This is a genomic window from Rhodococcus sp. NPDC049939 (genome assembly GCF_040656415.1).
GTDB lineage: Bacteria > Actinomycetota > Actinomycetes > Mycobacteriales > Mycobacteriaceae > Rhodococcus_F.
On record NZ_JBFAMC010000001.1, the window covers coordinates 1,459,103 to 1,476,366 of the forward strand.

At 64.0% G+C, this 17,264-nt stretch carries 18 protein-coding genes; 14 read left to right on the plus strand and 4 right to left on the minus strand.

What is annotated here, in order from left to right:
• The first annotated feature begins 40 nt into the window (after positions 1–40).
• The 3 genes from AB0I57_RS06690 to AB0I57_RS06700 all read left to right on the plus strand — a co-directional run bounded on the left by AB0I57_RS06690 (position 41) and on the right by AB0I57_RS06700 (position 3,590).
• On the plus strand, positions 41–1,771 hold the full coding sequence (locus tag AB0I57_RS06690) for an acyl-CoA dehydrogenase family protein (RefSeq protein ID WP_358331546.1): 1,731 nt from the start codon (positions 41–43) through the stop codon (positions 1,769–1,771).
• Positions 1,772–1,934: 163 nt separating this feature from the next.
• A complete protein-coding gene (locus AB0I57_RS06695; protein WP_358331549.1) occupies positions 1,935–2,390 on the plus strand; it encodes an Hsp20/alpha crystallin family protein in 456 nt (151 codons plus the stop codon).
• Between the two features lie 237 nt (positions 2,391–2,627).
• Entirely contained in the window at positions 2,628–3,590 is a 963-nt protein-coding gene (locus AB0I57_RS06700; protein WP_358331552.1) for an alpha/beta hydrolase, read from the plus strand.
• Here AB0I57_RS06700 and AB0I57_RS06705 read toward each other — a convergent pair whose 3' ends face one another.
• The 3 genes from AB0I57_RS06705 to AB0I57_RS06715 form a co-directional block, all read right to left on the minus strand.
• Positions 3,591–4,211 (minus strand): FHA domain-containing protein, encoded by a 621-nt coding sequence (locus AB0I57_RS06705; protein ID WP_358331555.1) that lies wholly within the window; start codon positions 4,209–4,211, stop codon positions 3,591–3,593.
• A 116-nt stretch (positions 4,212–4,327) separates the two neighbouring features.
• Positions 4,328–4,771, minus strand: coding sequence for a ferritin-like domain-containing protein (locus AB0I57_RS06710; RefSeq protein WP_358331558.1), 444 nt, complete (start codon positions 4,769–4,771; stop codon positions 4,328–4,330).
• Positions 4,768–5,223 carry a hypothetical protein gene (locus tag AB0I57_RS06715; RefSeq protein ID WP_358331561.1) on the minus strand — a complete coding sequence of 152 codons (456 nt, stop codon included), beginning with the start codon at positions 5,221–5,223 and terminating at the stop codon, positions 4,768–4,770. Before AB0I57_RS06715 ends, AB0I57_RS06710 begins: the two co-directional genes overlap by 4 nt.
• A 297-nt stretch (positions 5,224–5,520) precedes the next feature.
• Here AB0I57_RS06715 and rimP point away from each other — a divergent pair, with 297 nt between their 5' ends.
• The 11 genes from rimP to truB all read left to right on the plus strand — a co-directional run bounded on the left by rimP (position 5,521) and on the right by truB (position 16,543).
• Entirely contained in the window at positions 5,521–6,090 is a 570-nt protein-coding gene (gene rimP / locus AB0I57_RS06720) for a ribosome maturation factor RimP (RefSeq protein WP_358331564.1), read from the plus strand.
• Complete coding sequence (nusA, locus tag AB0I57_RS06725; protein WP_358331567.1) at positions 6,087–7,118, plus strand: transcription termination factor NusA; 1,032 nt, start codon at positions 6,087–6,089, stop codon at positions 7,116–7,118. Before rimP ends, nusA begins: the two co-directional genes overlap by 4 nt.
• Before the next feature lie 44 nt (positions 7,119–7,162).
• Positions 7,163–7,516 (plus strand): YlxR family protein, encoded by a 354-nt coding sequence (locus AB0I57_RS06730; protein ID WP_358331570.1) that lies wholly within the window; start codon positions 7,163–7,165, stop codon positions 7,514–7,516.
• 106 nt (positions 7,517–7,622) lie between these two features.
• Positions 7,623–10,571: a translation initiation factor IF-2 gene (gene infB / locus AB0I57_RS06735; RefSeq protein ID WP_358331573.1), complete on the plus strand. Its 2,949-nt coding sequence runs from the start codon at positions 7,623–7,625 to the stop codon at positions 10,569–10,571.
• Between the two features lie 86 nt (positions 10,572–10,657).
• A complete protein-coding gene (locus AB0I57_RS06740; protein ID WP_358331576.1) occupies positions 10,658–10,948 on the plus strand; it encodes a DUF503 domain-containing protein in 291 nt (96 codons plus the stop codon).
• Positions 10,949–11,064: 116 nt separating this feature from the next.
• Positions 11,065–11,553, plus strand: coding sequence for a 30S ribosome-binding factor RbfA (gene rbfA / locus AB0I57_RS06745; protein ID WP_358331579.1), 489 nt, complete (start codon positions 11,065–11,067; stop codon positions 11,551–11,553).
• Positions 11,554–11,564: 11 nt separating this feature from the next.
• Positions 11,565–12,566 carry a bifunctional oligoribonuclease/PAP phosphatase NrnA gene (locus AB0I57_RS06750; RefSeq protein WP_358331582.1) on the plus strand — a complete coding sequence of 334 codons (1,002 nt, stop codon included), beginning with the start codon at positions 11,565–11,567 and terminating at the stop codon, positions 12,564–12,566.
• 10 nt (positions 12,567–12,576) lie between these two features.
• Positions 12,577–13,929, plus strand: coding sequence for an MATE family efflux transporter (locus AB0I57_RS06755; RefSeq protein ID WP_358331585.1), 1,353 nt, complete (start codon positions 12,577–12,579; stop codon positions 13,927–13,929).
• Positions 13,930–13,966: 37 nt separating this feature from the next.
• Positions 13,967–14,896, plus strand: coding sequence for a metallophosphoesterase (locus AB0I57_RS06760; protein WP_358331588.1), 930 nt, complete (start codon positions 13,967–13,969; stop codon positions 14,894–14,896).
• On the plus strand, positions 14,893–15,576 hold the full coding sequence (locus AB0I57_RS06765) for a 4'-phosphopantetheinyl transferase superfamily protein (RefSeq protein ID WP_358331591.1): 684 nt from the start codon (positions 14,893–14,895) through the stop codon (positions 15,574–15,576). The genes AB0I57_RS06760 and AB0I57_RS06765 overlap by 4 nt, the downstream gene beginning before the upstream one ends.
• Positions 15,577–15,625: 49 nt before the next feature.
• The gene (truB, locus tag AB0I57_RS06770; RefSeq protein ID WP_358331594.1) at positions 15,626–16,543 is read left to right on the plus strand and encodes a tRNA pseudouridine(55) synthase TruB; all 918 of its coding nucleotides are present in this window, start codon (positions 15,626–15,628) and stop codon (positions 16,541–16,543) included.
• Between the two features lie 4 nt (positions 16,544–16,547).
• Here the strand turns inward: truB and AB0I57_RS06775 are convergent, their stop codons facing one another.
• Positions 16,548–17,261: a metal-dependent transcriptional regulator gene (locus tag AB0I57_RS06775; protein ID WP_358331597.1), complete on the minus strand. Its 714-nt coding sequence runs from the start codon at positions 17,259–17,261 to the stop codon at positions 16,548–16,550.
• Between the last annotated feature and the right edge of the window lie 3 nt (positions 17,262–17,264).

The window sequence follows — 17,264 nt, forward strand, 5'->3', positions numbered from 1 at the left end:
TGCTAGCGTGGCTTGCGTATATATCGACGAAAGGCATGCTGTGGCAAACTCTCTGCTGTTCGATCCGAACTCCTATGATCCTGCGCAATTCGATCCGGAGACGCGTCGGCAACTGCGGGCGCTGATCGAATGGTTCGAGGCGCGCGGCAAGGAAAAACTCCTCGTGGACGACCTCACGGGTGCCTGGCCCGCTGAGTTCCTCGAGTTTCAGAAACGGGAGAAGCTGTTCGCGACGTTTCTGACTCCGGCCGAATTCGCCGACGGCGATCCGAACAAGCGCTGGGATGCTTCGCGGAATGCAGCTCTCAGTGAAATCCTCGGATTCTATGGACTCGGGTACTGGTATGCGTGGCAGGTGACCGTCCTCGGGCTCGGCCCGATCTGGATGAGTGATAACCGTGCAGCGAAGGAACGCGCCGCGAAACTGCTCGACGAGGGCGGGGTTCTCGCGTTCGGCCTGTCGGAGAAGGAACACGGCGCCGACGTCTACTCGACGGACATGCTGCTGACCGCTGGCGATGCCGAATCGGGCGTTGCGTTCACCGCAACCGGTGACAAGTACTACATCGGCAACGGCAACGTCGCTGGGATGGTGTCGGTGTTCGGCAGGCGTCCCGACGTAGAGGGTAGCGACGGTTACGTGTTCTTCGTCGCGGACAGCGCCCACCCGGCCTACCACCTGCAAGACAACGTCGTGCACGGCCAGATGTATGTCAGCGCGTTCCGGCTCGAGGACTACCCGGTTCGCGAGGAAGACATTCTGCACACCGGGGTCGCGGCGTTCGAGGCTGCGTTGAATACGGTCAACGTCGGCAAGTTCAACCTCAGCACAGGGTCGATCGGCATTTCCGAGCACGCGTTCTACGAGGCGATCACCCATGCGCGTCGCAGGATTCTGTACGGCAACCCCGTCACCGATTTCGCGCACGTACGTAAGAACTTCGTCGACGCCTACACCCGCATGATCGGGATGAAGCTGTTCAGCGCCCGCGCGGTCGACTACTTCCGCAGCGCGAGTCTCGAAGATCGTCGTTACCTGCTGTTCAACCCGATGACCAAGGCGAAGGTCACCTCGGAGGGTGAGAGGGTCGTGGCGCTCATGCACGACGTCGTCGCGGCGAAGGGCTATGAGAAGAACACCTATTTCCGCGCCGCATCTCAGTTGATCGGCACTTTGCCCAAGCTGGAGGGCACAGTGCACGTCAATGTCGGACTAATTCTCAAGTTCATGCCGAACTACCTGCTCAATCCCGCCGAGTACCCCGAGATCGGCACACGGTCCGATGCCGCTGACGACGCGTTCTTCTGGGCGCAGGGTCCAACTCGCGGTGCCGCCAAGATTCAGTTCCACGACTGGACGCGGATCTACGAGAAGTACTCCAGCATCCCGAACGTGGCGCGGTTCTACGAGCAGGCAGTTGCGCTCCGCGAACTTCTCGTCACGGCCCCGCCCAGCGCGGACCAGCAGAAGGATCTCGACTTCCTGCTCGACATCGGACACCTGTTCTCACTCGTGGTTTACGGCCACCTCATTCTCGAGCAGGCCGAGATCACCGGCCTCGATCCTGACCTGCTGGGCCAGATCTTCGACTTCCAGATTCGTGACTTCTCGGGTTATGCCGTTGCGTTGCACGGTAAGTCGTCTGCCACGGATGCCCAGCAGAAGTGGGCGCTCGGAGCAATTCGCCGCCCGGTCGTGGATACGGAGCAGTTCACCCGCGTGTGGGCGCAGGTGGAAGGCTACGAGGGAGCCTACGAAATGCGACCGTAGTCGTAGTGGTGCCCGGTTCCCGGAATCGGAACCGCAAAGGTGACGATTCCGGGATTCCACGTCCTGGCACTCTAGGGTGCTGAGTGCTAAATTGTTGGTGCACAGAAACCCTGGCTGCCCGTCACGGCGGCGGGCACTTCAAGTGACATGGAGGTGTGTTGCTGTGCTTCGCTTCGACCCCTTCAGCGATCTCGAACACATGACGAAGACTCTCTTCGATGCTCAGGTGGGAACTTCCCGCCAGCCCAGGTTCATGCCGTTGGATCTCTACAAGGTCGACGATCATTATGTACTGCTCGCGGACTTGCCCGGAGTGGATCCTGGTTCAGTCGACGTCAATGTCGATGCCGGCACGCTCACTCTGACCGCTCACCGGAGTGCGCAGTCCGAGGAGAATGTGGAGTGGCTCGCCTCGGAGCGGTTCAGCGGAACCTTCCGCCGTCAACTCTCGCTCGGTGAGGGCATCGATACGGCAGGCATTTCGGCGTCCTACGAGAACGGTGTGTTGAGTGTGACGATTCCGCTGGCCGAACGAGCAAAGCCGCGCCGCATCAAGGTCTCGAGCCTTGGCGCCGCTGAACACCAGACGATCGAGGCTGCTTCTACCGACAAGACCTGACGTCTTACCGGCTCGGTCCTCGATTCACGCGCAAGCCCCCTCAGTGAGGGGGCTTGCGCGTTTCAGCGTGTATCCGACCTGGCGTCTACCCACCCCAGGTGTGGAAGTGGCAACACTTCCGGGTAACGGGGCCACCACTGGGGATCCTGGTTGCTTCAGGGTATGCGCGGCAAGGTGGTTGACAAGCAATGACGTACGCCATCACTGACAGCGAGTAGAGAATCTGAGGGAGACCAAATGTCGAGCATCGCGGTTGCGCAGGCCAATGACGGGCGTCGCCTCACGGTCGTGACTAACGATGGGGTTCCACTCGCGGTTCGTGAGTTCGGTTCACCCGATGCATCTACCACACTGGTGTTCGTCCACGGTCACTGTCTACGCGCGGAATCCTGGTGGGCGCTTCGTAGGCAGTTGGTCCGGTTCTGGCACAACGATGTTCGCATGGTCTTCTACGACCATCGAGGGCACGGTGCGTCGGGAGAGGCACCGGCTGCGACCTACACAATCGATCAACTCGGTCGTGACCTGGAGTCCGTCCTGAACGCTGTCGCGTCGCACGGTCCGGTCATTCTCGTCGGGCACTCGATGGGCGGGATGGCCACACTGTCGTATGCGCGGCAGAATCCGCACTCCATCGGTTCACGTGTTGTGGGCATGGCCCTGATATCCACGGCTTCATGCGATCTCGCAGAGTTCGGTCTCGGGCGACACCTGCGCAGCCCCGCGGTGTCCTTGTTTCGCGCTGCGGTGAGGCGAGCGCCTCGGTTCATGCATGGATCGAAGAGGTTCGGTCGCGTGGTGTGCACGACGATCGAGCGAGCGGCCCGAGTTCGGTACCGTGCCGTCGACCCTCGCCTTGCGACCTTGGTGACCGCTATGGCCAACACGACGTCCGTCGTGACCATGTCGAGTTTCCTCGAATCCCTGCTCGGATTCGACGAACGGCACTCCTTGGCCGCACTCACGAACATCCCGTCGCTGATCTTGTGCGGTTCGATGGACCCGCTCACACCATTCCAGCATTCGGTTGCGATGGCCTCGATGCTTCCGGCTTCGGAACTCGTCAGTGTCGACGGTGCGGGACACTCGGTGATCTTCGAACGCGCCGCCGACGTCGCGCGCGCGATCATCGGTCTCAGAGAGCGGATCACACACGCAGTACCTGAAGCCGTTTCTCACGAACAAGTAGCAGTCGGCTGATCAGAGGTCGCGCTCGTTGATGATTCCGCTACGCATGGCCCGCTCGGCGAGGCTGGCCCGCTTCTGATTCTGCGGAAGGTCGCCGACGCCAAATTTCGCGAACAGCGCTCGGAGGTGGGTCTTGATCGCGTCGACGCTGAGGAAGAGTTCTTGCGCGATCTGCTGATTCGAGGCTGGATTCGCGAACGCCGCGCCGTGCTTGTACGGCCGGCAAAGCGCCGTAAGGATTGCACGTTGAGTGTCGGTCAGCGATCGAACCTCGGGGATTTTCGTACCTACCCGGGTGGCCTCGTCCAGCGTGCCGCCGAATTCGAGGTACCGGATCTTGGTTCCACCGATGCGGATGTTGTCGCCCTGGTGAAGGCGGCGGCGGCCGGAGAGCCTTTCGCCGTTGACGAAGGTGCCGTTGCGTGACAGACCGTCATCGAGAATGGTCCAGTGAGAACCGACGCACTCGAGGACGGCATGCAGACGTGAGACCTCGTCATCCTCGGTCAGGAGAAGGTCGGACCCCGGAGAACGCCCAATCGTGACACGCGTCGCAGTTGGGGGGAGGTCCACGGTGTGGTGGTGGCCTTCCCGGTCGGAATAGCTCAGTCGAGACTCGGTAACTCTGTCCACGACGACACCCCTTCGGTACTTCCAATCGTGCCCGATCGCTCGGTTGTCGAGCAAGATTGAAGGTGCAGCGACTTCGGATAGGTCAGTTACCTGACGTTTTGCGAAATCGAGCGAAATCAGGGCTGTCCGGGGAACGGTTTCGTGACGGGGTCCGTGCCGAGGGCGAGGCGCCAGTTGGCTTCCCTGATCGCCGCGTCCGTGAGCGCTGTGACACCGAGCGCTCGGATTTCCGCAGTATCACCGTGTTCGACCACGGCTCGCCACGCGACCGCGGTGTCGACCTCTGCCTGGGCAGCCAATTGGGCCGCAGTGACCGGGTCGACGACGGGGAACGGCAGGGTGTAGCCCGCAGCGGCGGCTGGGGCAGGCATGCCCGCAGCGGTCAACATGTCCGTCAGGGAATCGCGGCAGGCCCGGTGGGCCGCGGCGTCAGCGGCCACTTGCGCATCTCGGGTCGGATTGGAGAAGGCAGCGACCACCCCATAGGCGAATACAGCCGCGTGTTCTGCAGTCAGGGCGTCGGCGAGGCTCTGCGCCTCGGCTGCGGTAAGCGTGGTCATGGCAGCACCACCGTCAGGTAGGTCGCACACGCCGCGCTGATCGACGCGCATAGTCCAGCGCGGTACGCAGTGAGCATCTGAGCCGAATCCGCCGCACTGCGCTGCGATTCGGCCAGGCCGGCGCGGAGTTCATCGAGCCCAGGGGTTGCGGCCGCGGCCGACGTCGACGGGGAAGCCGACGTGTCGGTTGCGATGTCGGCTGGATAAGTTGCAGCGAGCCTGGCGATTTCGACGTCGAGAGTGTCGGCGTGCGCGGTGCGCTGCATGCGGACGAGGTCCAGTGCCGCCGCCCTTTCCGGGTTTCGAGCTATCGTCGCTGCCGCGCGTGCTGCGTCGCGGCGCGCCAATCGCGATTGGGCGATCAGGGAATCCACCTCCGCAACGGAATCTCCGGTGGTAGCGCATGCTGTCAGTAGAGGGACACTCGCGGCACCGAGGGTTGAGACAGCCATGAACCGGATCGCGGCACGCCGGGATACGATGGAACCAAGGTTCAGAGGCCGGGATGCGGGAGACTCGAGCACCGTTCTATGGTGCCAGGTCGAGCCCGGATCCTGGGAATCGAGGACTGGGGCTGGTCACAGGCACAGCGAATCGGCGTTACCCTTAGATGCTCGGACCAGTCGGGGACGGGTGACGGTGTTGTGCGTGCAACAACGTGAACGCCCGACCCGGACGCTTTGCCACGACCGACGCCCAACCGATGACAGACGCCCCACCGATGACAATTGAAACGAGGAGCTTCCCCGATGCCGGTTCCATCCAAGGAGAGGGTCACGGAGCTCATCTCCGATCTGGTGCATCGCCAAGGCTACGACCTGGAGGACGTCGCCGTCACTCTGGCAGGTAGGCACAGCGCGGTTCGGATCATGGTGGACAGCGATTCCGGACTCCAACTCGACGCGGTCGCACAGTTGAGCCACAAGATCTCCGATGTGTTCGACTCGATCTCCGATTTCGGAGAGTCTCCGTACACACTCGAGGTCACGTCTCCAGGTATCGACCGGCCGCTCACACACGAGCGGCATTGGCGCAGGGCCCGCGGGCGCAAGGCGCGTATCGATCTTGCCGACGAGACGGTCGTCGGGCGAATCGGGGAGCTCGATGGCGAATCGGTCTCCGTGGTGATCGGTTCGCGTACAGGCCTGGACATTCGCCGTGTGCAGATCCGGGATGTCCAGAAAGCCGTTGTGCAGGTGGAGTTTTCGAAACCAGATCCACGAGAGTTGGAGCTGGCGGGTGGAATTCCCGTGGGTCGAGCGGTGTCGGTGGAAGCCGAGGCATCAGACGATGGAGAAGTAGAGGAGCTGGACAAGTGAATATCGACATGAAGGAGTTGCGCGCGATCGAGGCTGACAAAGGGATCTCGATCGAGACGGTCATCTCCACCCTCCAAACGGCATTGCTGACCGCCTATCGGCACACCGAAGGGCACCAGACGCACGCGAGGATCGACGTGGACACGAAGAGCGGAATCGTGCGGGTGATGGCGCACGATGTCGACTCCGAGGGGAACATGATCGGCGAGGAGTGGGACGACACGCCGGAAGGGTTCGGGCGGATCGCCGCTACGACTGCACGCCAGGTCATCCTCCAGCGTCTGCGCGATGCCGAGCACGAGCGCAGCTTCGGTGAGTACTCGACACACGAAGGCGAGATCGTCGGTGGTGTAGTACAGCGCGATACGCGGGCGAACTCCCGCGGCATGGTCGTGGTGCGGATCGGGAGCGAGGCGAGTGGAACCGAAGGGCTGATCCCGCCGGCGGAGCAGGTGCCCGGTGAGAACTACGAGCACGGCGAGCGGCTCAAGTGTTACGTCGTCGGTGTCACCCGCGGCCAGCGCGGGCCGCAGATCACCTTGTCGCGCACACACCCGAACCTCGTGCGGAAACTGTTTGCGCTCGAGGTCCCGGAGATCGCGGACGGTTCAGTGGAGATCATCGCGGTCGCCCGCGAGGCCGGACACCGGTCGAAGATCGCAGTTCAGTCTCGTGTACCGGGACTGAACGCGAAGGGTGCTTGCATCGGGCCCGTCGGCCAACGGGTGCGCAACGTGATGAGTGAACTCGCCGGAGAGAAGATCGACATCATCGACTTCGACGACGACCCGGCCCAGTTCGTCGCCAACGCGCTGTCGCCGTCGAAAGTGGTCTCCGTCACTGTTGTGGATGCGGAGGCGCGAGCGGCGCGTGTCGTCGTCCCGGACTTCCAGCTGTCGTTGGCAATAGGTAAAGAGGGGCAAAATGCCCGTCTTGCTGCGCGCTTGACGGGGTGGCGAATCGACATCCGCAGTGATGCGGCTCCTGCCCCCGATGCGGCAGACGGACCCGCGGCGAGCAGCCATTGAGTCGGGAATGCGGAGATCGGAGCGAGTCAGCGGTACAGTGGTCAATGGTTCGGCACGGGCTTCCCGATCCTGCGCGCGAACGCCCCGGTTCACCGGTGCGAACATGCATAGGATGTAGAGAGCGCGCGCTGGCTGTCGATCTACTCAGGGTCGTGGTAAGTGAGAGCGGGCCGAAAGGTCACGTACTCGCCCCGGACCCGAGGCGCAGGCTTCCCGGACGAGGTGCGTGGCTGCACCCGAACCAGGCTTGCCTGAGCCTCGCCGAACGACGCCGAGCATTCGGCAGAGCACTGCGGTTGTCCGGCAGTGTCGACACGTCAGTAGTCGATCACTGGATATCGGCGGGGCGCGCACCCAGAGCAACACCTCTCGAACAGAACAGGCACAAACAATCATGAGCACACCGTGAAGCACCAGCGATGATCGTCCATCGGAGATAACCCGAGGTCGTGCGGGCCCCTGCTCAGGGGAGCCTCCTGCTCGACCTCACCAGTGAGGAGAGCAGTGGCAGGCAAGGCCCGCGTGCACGAGTTGGCAAAAGAACTCGGTGTCACAAGTAAAGAACTACTCGCGACGCTCAAGGAGCAGGGCGAGTTCGTGAAATCGGCGTCCTCCACGGTGGAGGCACCCGTTGCTCGGCGTCTCAGGGAATCGTTCCCATCGAAGACATCCACCGATGCAACGAAGGCATCCACGGATTCGGCAGCCCGTCCGGCAGCCAAGCCGGGTGCGCCCACGCCGAGCGCCGCGAAGCCGGGTGCGCCCACACCGAGCGCCGCGAAGCCGGGTGGACCCCGCCCGGGTCCCAAGCCCGCACCCCGGCCCACGGCAGCATCCCCAACCCCTGCGTCGGCAGCAGGGGCGCAAGCCCCTGCCAAGCCCGCAGCAAGTGCTGCCACTCCGGCGGCGCCGGCGACCAGTGCTCCCAAACCCGGTCGCCCAACCCCAGCTGCACCGGCTGCGCCTACTCCGGCAGCGCCGGCATCCCCGGCTGCTTCGGCAACAGGTACTCCGGCAGCTCCCTCCACTGGTCCGAAGCCCGGTGGCCCGCGTCCAGGCCCGAAGCCACCGCGCATCGGTAACAACCCGTACTCGTCGGCCCCGGCCGAACGCCCAGCTCCCCGTCCGGCTCCGGCCGAACGTCCAACGCCCCGCCCGGGCCAGGGTGGTCCTCGTCCGACTCCCGGCCAGGGTGGTCCACGTCCGACACCGGGCCAGGGCGGTCCACGTCCGACTCCCGGCCAGGGTGGTCCACGTCCGACTCCCGGCCAGGGCGGTCCTCGACCCAGCCCGGGCTCGATGCCTCCACGGCCCAACCCAGGTGCGATGCCGGCCAGGTCGGCGCGTCCGACCCCTGGCGGTCGCCCCGGTCGTCCCGGTGGCGCTCCGGGCGGTCGTCCCGGTGGCGGCGGTGGCGGTGGCGGATACCGCGGAGGTGCCCCCGGTGGCGGCGGTGGAGCCCCCGGTGGCGGTGCTCCCACAGGTGGTTTCCGTGGTCGCCCCGGTGGTGGTGGACGTCCGGGACAGCGCGGCGCTGCAGCCGGAGCGTTCGGTCGCCCCGGTGGTGCCCCGCGACGCGGTCGCAAGTCCAAGCGGCAGAAGCGCCAGGAATACGACTCGATGCAGGCGCCCGCCGTCGGTGGTGTGCGGTTGCCCCGTGGCAACGGCGAGACCATTCGCCTCGCTCGTGGCGCCTCACTCTCGGACTTCGCGGAGAAGATCGACGCAAACCCGGCAGCATTGGTGCAGGCGCTGTTCAACCTCGGCGAGATGGTTACGGCGACCCAGTCGGTCAATGACGAGACGCTCGAACTGCTCGGCAGTGAGATGAACTATGTCGTTCAGGTAGTCAGTCCCGAGGACGAAGACCGCGAACTGCTCGACAGCTTCGACCTCACCTACGGCGAGGACGAAGGCGGCGAAGAGGACCTCGAGTCCCGTCCGCCGGTGGTCACCGTCATGGGCCACGTCGATCACGGTAAGACCAGGCTGCTCGACACGATCCGCAAGGCCAACGTGCGCGAGGCCGAGGCAGGCGGAATCACGCAGCACATCGGCGCCTACCAGGTGCTTACCGAGCTCGACGGCAACGAACGTCTCGTGACGTTCATCGACACGCCGGGCCACGAGGCCTTTACGGCCATGCGTGCTCGTGGTGCCAAGGCCACCGACCTCGCGATCCTGGTCGTGGCAGCCGACGATGGCGTCATGCCGCAGACGGTGGAGGCGATCAACCACGCCCAGGCGGCCGACGTGCCGATCGTGGTCGCCGTGAACAAGATCGACAAGGAGGGCGCGAACCCGGACAAGATTCGGCAGCAGCTCACCGAGTACGGCCTGGTCACCGAGGAGTACGGCGGAGACACCATGTTCGTCGACATCTCGGCGAAGCAGGGCACCAACATCGACTCACTGCTCGAAGCGGTGTTGTTGACGGCGGATGCGGCCCTGGACCTGCGAGCGAACCCGGATATGGACGCCCAGGGTGTCGCCATCGAGGCGCACCTCGACCGTGGGCGCGGCCCCGTCGCAACGGTGCTCATCCAGCGCGGAACGCTACGGGTCGGTGACTCGATCGTGGCCGGTGACGCGTACGGACGCGTGCGCCGCATGGTCGACGAGTACGGCGAGGACGTGCTCGAGGCACTGCCTTCGCGCCCGGTCCAGGTGGTCGGATTCACGTCGGTTCCGGGGGCAGGCGACAACCTGCTCGTCGTCGACGAGGACCGCATCGCTCGTCAGATCGCCGACCGGCGCAATGCGCGCAAGCGCAACGCCTTGGCTGCCAAGAGCCGCAAGCGCATCAGCCTCGAGGACCTGGATTCGGCTCTCAAGGAGACCTCGCAGCTCAACCTCATCCTCAAGGGCGACAACTCGGGAACCGTGGAGGCTCTGGAAGAGGCCCTCCACGGCATCGAGATCGACGACGAGGTGCAGTTGCGCGTCATCGACCGCGGTGTCGGTGGCGTTACCGAGACCAACGTCAACCTGGCCGCGGCGTCCAACGCGATCATCATCGGGTTCAACGTCCGCGCCGAGGGTAAAGCGACGGAGCTCGCGAACCGCGAGGGCGTCGACATCCGGTACTACTCGGTGATCTACCAGGCCATCGACGAGGTCGAGAAGGCGCTCAAGGGGATGCTCAAGCCGATCTTCGAGGAGGTCGAACTGGGCAAGGCCGAGATCCGTGCGATGTTCCGTTCCTCCAAGGTCGGCAATATCGCCGGCTGCCTTGTCACGTCCGGTATCGTCCGTCGCAATGCGAAGGCCAGGCTGCTGCGTGACAATGCGGTTGTCGCCGAGACCGTCACCATCTCCTCGCTCAAGCGGGAGAAGGATGATGCGGTCGAGGTACGTGAGGGTTACGAGTGTGGTTTGACGATTACCTACTCCGATATCAAGGTGGGTGACGTCATCGAGGTCTACGAGCTTCGGGAAAAGCCGCGCGACTAGTCATCGCTGGTGCAGTGTCATCCGGTGTGCGCTTCTCCACCGATTCGATCGGTCGGGGAAGCGCACACCTCCCGAAGGAGGAAAGCTTGTACGTAGGTGCGCTCGAGCTGGACATCTTGCTCGGTGACGTGCGATCTCTCAAAGAGAAGCGTGCAATGGTCAAACCGGTGCTGGCAGACCTGCGACGCTACGGCGTGTCGGCGGCGGAGACCGGAGAACACGACCGGTTCAGGCGGTCGATGCTCGGTGTATCCATGGCGAGTTCCGCCGTCGATCACATCCACGAGGTGCTCGACACGTGCGAGCGGCATGTCGCCGAGTTGCCGGAACTGCAGCTGCTTGCCGTCCGGCGAAGGATCTTCGGTCCCGAGGACTGACTCGGTGCGCTTGCCCACCCCGCCGCGCTCCCAGCGTGGCATGCAGAATGAACTACACAGCCGCACACGAAACTGCACAATTCATCGAGCGGCCAGGGAGAGGAAGTCTGATTGCCATGGTGGATCCCGCCCGGGCACGCAAACTCGCCAAGCGCATCGGCACCATCGTTGCGACTGCGATCGATCACGAAATCAAGGATCCTCGGCTGCAGTTCGTCACCATCACCGACACCAAGGTGACCGCCGACCTCCACGACGCCACCGTGTACTACACAGTGATGGGGGCCGACCTCGACACCGAACCGGATATGGCCACCGCGGCGGTCGGACTCGAGAAGGCGAAGGGGGTACTGCGCTCCAAGGTAGGCGCAGGCACCGGTGTGAGGTTCACGCCGACGCTGACGTTCGTGGCGGACACGGTCCCCGACACGGCCCGTCACATGGAGGAACTCCTCGCTCGTGCTCGTGCCGCAGATGAGAAGGTCGCGCGGATCGCAGCCGACGCAACTCCAGCGGGAGACCCGGACCCGTACAGGGAGCCGCGAGCCGAGGACGCGGACGACAGTGATGTCGACACGCCGTCGAGTTCCCGCCGGGCGGACTGACCCCGAGCAACATGACCCATACTCAGCGGACATCCCTGCCCGAACTCGATCGCGACGAGGTGCATCTGCCGCGGGCGATTGCCGTTCTCGAGAACGCAACATCCGTGACGGTTCTGTGTCACGTCCAACCCGATGCCGACACGATCGGTAGCGGGCTCGCCTTGGCGCTGGTGCTCGAACGCAAGGGGATCCCGGTACAGGTCGCGTTCGGTGCACCCGACGAGCTGCCCGAGTCGATGCGTGAATTTCCGGGCACCCACCTGCTGGTGCCCGCCGGTCAGGTTCGCCGAAACGTCGATCTGCTGGTCACCGTGGACTGCGGCAGCGTAGGGCGCCTCGGTAGGCTTGCCGACCGCCTCGAGGACGCAGGTGGGACGCTCGTCATCGACCACCATCGGTCCAACACCCGGTTCGGCCAGATGAACCTGATCGATGAGTCGGCAGAGTCGACCACGGCAGTCGTGGTGAAGATGTTCGACCTTTGGGGTGTGGACATCGACGCGGACCTCGCGCATTGCCTGTACGCGGGGTTGGTGACCGACACCGGTTCGTTCCGATGGGTACAACCCGGCACCCACGCCCTCGCCGAGAGACTCCTCGCCACCGGCATCGACGGCGCTCGCATTGCCCGCAGCCTGCTCGACACCCACCCTTTCGGTTGGTTGCCCATGCTCTCAGAAGTGCTCGCCTCGGCGACACTCGTCCCAAGCGCGGCTGGAGGGCGCGGTCTGGTGTATGCGGTGATCCGGCAGGCCGACGTCGGAGACCTCCGCTCCGAGGAGATCGAGAGCGTCATAGACATCGTCCGGACCACCTCCGAGGCCGAGGTGGCCGCAGTTCTCAAGGAATCCGCGGATGGTAGCTGGGCTGTGTCGCTCCGGTCGAAATCGCACGTAGACGTCTCCCTCGTCGCGGGGTACCTCGGCGGCGGCGGTCACCGCTTTGCCGCCGGCTACACCGTCACGGCTACAGCCAGTGAGATCGTGACGTCGCTGGTCGACTCCCTCGGCTGAGGCACTCTTCTTGACCGACTCCCCAGAAGTGACAGGCGATACCACCGCCTACACGGTCTTCCGGCTGGCGCTGCCCGCGCTCGGGGTTCTGGTTGCCGAACCGATCTACCTACTCTTCGATATCGCCGTCGTCGGGCGGCTGGGTGCGCTGGCCCTCGCGGGGCTTGCCGTCGGAGGTCTCGTCCTGACTCTGGTCAGTACCCAGCTGACTTTCCTGTCTTACGGCACCACTGCGCGAGCGTCCCGGATGCACGGTGCAGGCGACTCGCGAGGCGCCGTGCGAGAAGGCGTTCAGGCAACGTGGTTGGCGTTGGGTATCGGTGCTCTAGTAGTTGCTCTGGTCCAACTGCTCGCACGGCCGGTCACATCTGCGATCGCCGGGGATGCCGCCATCGCGGCAGCCGCTGAGGATTGGTTGCGGATCGCGATCTTCGGTGCCCCGTTGATCCTCATTGCGATGGCGGGCAACGGGTGGATGCGCGGAGTTCAGAACACTGTGCGGCCTCTACGTTTCGTGGTTGCAGGTCTAGCCGTGTCGGCTGTGGCCTGCCCAGTCCTCGTGCACGGCCTCTGGGGTGCACCGCGGCTGGGGCTCGAGGGCTCGGCTGTCGCCAATGTCGCCGGACAGAGCCTGTCGGCGAGCTTGTTCGTCGGCGCCTTGGTGGTCGAGCGAGTGTCCCTGGGTCCCCAATGGACAGTCATGCGCGCCCAGATGAGCCAAGGAAGGGACCTGATTCTTCGGAGCCTGGCGTTCCAGGCATGCTTTCTGGCCGCCGCCGCTGTCGCGTCCAGGTTCGGCGCAGCTGCCGTTGCGGCTCACCAAGTGGTGCTGCAGTTGTGGAACCTCATCGCTCTCACGCTGGATTCTCTCGCCATCGCTGCCCAGGCTCTGGTGGGTGCCGCTCTCGGCGCAGGCCGCGCTCTCGGTGCCACCCGACTGTCGTGGCGAATAACCCGCTGGTCGACCGTCTTCGCAGTGGGACTGGCGCTGACCTTCGCCATCGGTTACGCGGCGATACCTGGATTGTTCACCACGGACCGAGCGGTGCTCGAGGAAATATCGATCGCATGGTGGTTCCTCGTCGCGATCTTGCCCGTCGCCGGCGTGGTATTCGCCTTGGACGGGGTGCTCCTCGGAGCGGGCGACGTCGCCTTCTTGCGAAACGCTACGTTGGCGTGCGCGTTTGTCGGCTTCCTCCCGCTGATCTTGTTGTCGATGTTGCACGATTGGGGCTTGGCGGGAATCTGGACGGGACTGGCCTTGTTCTTAATTCTTCGGATGCTTGCCGTGGTATCGAGGGTCGGTGCGGGCGAATGGGCTGTGGTCGGGTCCGATCTGCAGGCTAATCACGGATCGCGGTGATCGTAAGTGGCGAAACATGATCGGAAAGGTGGTTGACGTGGCACCCAAATTGATGGCGGTGAGCGACATCCATGTAGGGCATCGGGGGAACCGGCCGGTCATCGAGGACATCTACCCTGATTCACCCGAGGACTGGTTGATCCTTGCGGGCGACGTCTCGGAGAAGACGGACGACATCCGCTGGGCATTGGAGCTCCTCCGTAGCCGTTTTGCGGAGGTCATCTGGGTACCCGGCAACCACGAGCTCTGGACGACCGCAAAGGACCCGGTGCAGATCTTCGGAGCCGCACGCTACGACTACCTCGTCAGCGTGTGCCGAGAGCTAGGTGTCATCACGCCCGAGGATCCGTTCCCGGTGTGGAATGCAGACGATGGCCCCGTCACGCTGGTTCCGATGTTCCTGCTGTACGACTACACCTTCTTGCCGGACGGCGCGACGACGAAAGAAGAAGGCCTCACCATCGCGCGCGAGAACAACGTGGTGGCCACCGATGAATTCCTTCTGTCGAGTGAACCTTACGGAAGCCGAGATGCATGGTGCCACGACCGAGTGACGACGACACAGGCACGCTTGGATGCTCTTCCCGACGGGACGCGGACAATTCTGATCAACCACTTTCCACTCGTACGGGAGCCGACTCAGGTTTTGTGGTATCCGGAGTTCTCACTTTGGTGCGGAACCGAACTGACCGCCGACTGGCACACCCGGTACAACGCCGTCTGCGCCGTGTACGGGCATCTGCACATCCCGCGCACCACCTACTACGACGGGATCCGGTTCGAGGAGGTATCACTGGGCTACCCCAGAGAGTGGCAGCGGCGCGGTCTTCCGGACAGACTTCTCCGCCAGATCTTGCCGGTTCCCGAGTATCCGCCTGGAACATTGAACAAGTGGGGAGGCCATTTCAAGGTGACTCCGGAGCAGGAAGCACAGGTGGAGAAGATGCGGGCCAGGAGGGGCTTGTGATCGAAAGAATCCTGCCGCCCGCGGTGGCGTGGTCCGAACTGTTCGAGGATCCGCCTGGCCTACGCCCGCACCCGCAGGAGGAGGCCCTCATCGGAAGGGCAGTGGAGAAGCGGCGCCGAGAGTTCACGAGCGCCAGGCATTGTGCACGCCTGGCTATGGCGAAGCTGGGTGTCGAACCCGCCCCGATTCTTCGCGGCGACAAGGGCGCCCCGGTATGGCCGCGTGGGCTGGTAGGAAGCCTTACGCACTGTGATGGCTATCGCGGCGCCGTGCTCGGTCACTCGATGCAAGTGAGGTCCCTGGGAATCGACGCCGAACCACATGAGGAATTGCCGGACGGCGTGTTGGACGCGATAAGCCTCGAGGGCGAACGGGCGTGGCTTTCGGCCCCAGATGTTTCCACGAACTGGCGTGCGGATGGCGTCGGTCCTGTGCACCGCGACAGGCTGCTGTTCTGCGCCAAGGAAGCCACTTACAAGGCGTGGTTCCCGCTCACCCGGCGGTGGCTCGGGTTCGAGGACGCGCACATCACGTTCGAGTCCCACGGGGACGGCACAGGCACCTTCCACTCGGATCTTCTCGTCTCCGGGGAGACCGTCACCGGGCCACCGTTGGCATCGTTCGACGGGCAGTGGCTGGTATCCGACGGGTTGATCATCACCGCGATCGTCGCAACGTAGCTTCTGCTGATTTCGTCGGTTCCACCGCCGACTGGCAGAATTGGAACCCGTGTCTGCACGTGACAAGCCCTCTTCCGGCCTCGTCGGCGCCGGACTGCTCATCGTCGACAAGGACGCGGGCATCACCAGCCATGACGTGGTGGCCCGTTGCCGAAAACTACTCGGCACTCGAAAAGTCGGGCACGCCGGCACTCTCGACCCCATGGCCACGGGGGTGTTGGTCCTGGGCGTGGAACGGGCGACGAAGTTGCTCGGGCTTCTCTCCCTGACCACGAAGGCGTACACCGCCACGATCCGGTTGGGGCAGGCCATGACCACCGACGACGCCGAGGGGGAAATCGTTGCGACGGCTGATGCGTCAGGCCTGACCGACCAGGAGATTGCCGTCGGGGTGAACGCCCTGACCGGAGACATCCGACAGATCCCCTCGAGTGTCAGTTCCATCAAGGTGGACGGTAGGCGAGCGCACGCGCTGATCCGTGCAGGCGAGAAGTTCGAACTCGATGCCCGACCTGTCACGGTCTCGCGCTTCGACGTCACCGCTAGGCGGACGCTGGGCACGTTCGTCGATCTCGATGTAGAGGTGGAATGTTCTTCCGGAACGTATATTCGGGCGCTTGCGCGTGATCTCGGTCTCGCGCTGACCGGCGTCGGCGGACATCTCACCTCTCTGCGCCGAACCCGGGTGGGTCCGTTCACGCTCGACCAAGCGCGCACTCTCGAGAAACTGGCCGAGGATCCCGGAGTGAGTCTCGACATCGATGCCGCGGCGCAGACTGCGTTCCCGCATCGACAGATCGACGCTGACGAGGCCGAATCGATCAGTCAGGGCCGGTGGCTCGAACCGATCGGAATCAGAGGTGTCTACGCCGCGATTGACCCGAACGGGCACACCATCGCGTTGCTCCAAGAGCGCGGAAAGCGCGCGAGCTCCGTCATGGTGGTTCGCCCGGCGACGTTGAGGTGAACGCTCACACAAGCCAGATGGCTTGGGCAGCAGGGTTTCCGAGCTCGATGGAATCCTTCTCTGTGCCGAGCTGGATGCAGACCGTGCCTGCATAATCGCGTCGTTCCAGCACCGTGATCATGACGTCCAGTGCCACGCCGACCGAGTCGAAGTAGCGCAGCATCGCGGGGTCGGAGTCCGAGATTCGCGCGATACGCCCGCTTTCACCGTTGGCGAAATCGCTCAACTGGCGTGCTGGAGGAGTGGGCACCGAGCCGTCGACAGACGGAATCGGGTCCCCGTGAGGGTCACGCTCGGGATGACCCAGCTTCTTGTCGATTCGGGCAATCATGAGATCCGAGACGGCGTGCTCCAGTACTTCGGCTTCGTCATGCACCTCGTCCCATCCGTATCCGAGTTCTTGAACCAGGAACGACTCGATGAGGCGGTGCCTGCGGACCATGCCTATCGCAGCGACTCGACCCGCCTCGGTGAGGGCGATGGACCCGTAGCGGGCGTGATCGACGAGGCCCTGGTCGGAGAGTTTCCGGATAGCCTCGGACACCGTGGATGCGGACACGCCGATCTTCTCGGCCAGGAGTTTGGTGGACACCCGCTCTTGTGACCACTCCTGAACTGTCCAGATGACCTTGAGATAGTCCTGCGCCACCGGCGAGAGCGCCGCGCTCTCGGGTGCAGGGTCCTCGATCACTCGCTGGTCATTCTTGTTCACAGTCACGCC

Coding starts and splice junctions, on each gene's coding strand:
- AB0I57_RS06700 (WP_358331552.1), top strand. CDS start 2,628: ATGTCGAGCATCGCGGTTGCGCAGGCCAATGACGGGCGTCGCCTCACG.
- AB0I57_RS06710 (WP_358331558.1), bottom strand. CDS start 4,771: ATGACCACGCTTACCGCAGCCGAGGCGCAGAGCCTCGCCGACGCCCTG.
- AB0I57_RS06715 (WP_358331561.1), bottom strand. CDS start 5,223: ATGGCTGTCTCAACCCTCGGTGCCGCGAGTGTCCCTCTACTGACAGCA.
- rimP (WP_358331564.1), top strand. CDS start 5,521: ATGCCGGTTCCATCCAAGGAGAGGGTCACGGAGCTCATCTCCGATCTG.
- AB0I57_RS06730 (WP_358331570.1), top strand. CDS start 7,163: ATGGTTCGGCACGGGCTTCCCGATCCTGCGCGCGAACGCCCCGGTTCA.
- rbfA (WP_358331579.1), top strand. CDS start 11,065: ATGGTGGATCCCGCCCGGGCACGCAAACTCGCCAAGCGCATCGGCACC.
- AB0I57_RS06750 (WP_358331582.1), top strand. CDS start 11,565: ATGACCCATACTCAGCGGACATCCCTGCCCGAACTCGATCGCGACGAG.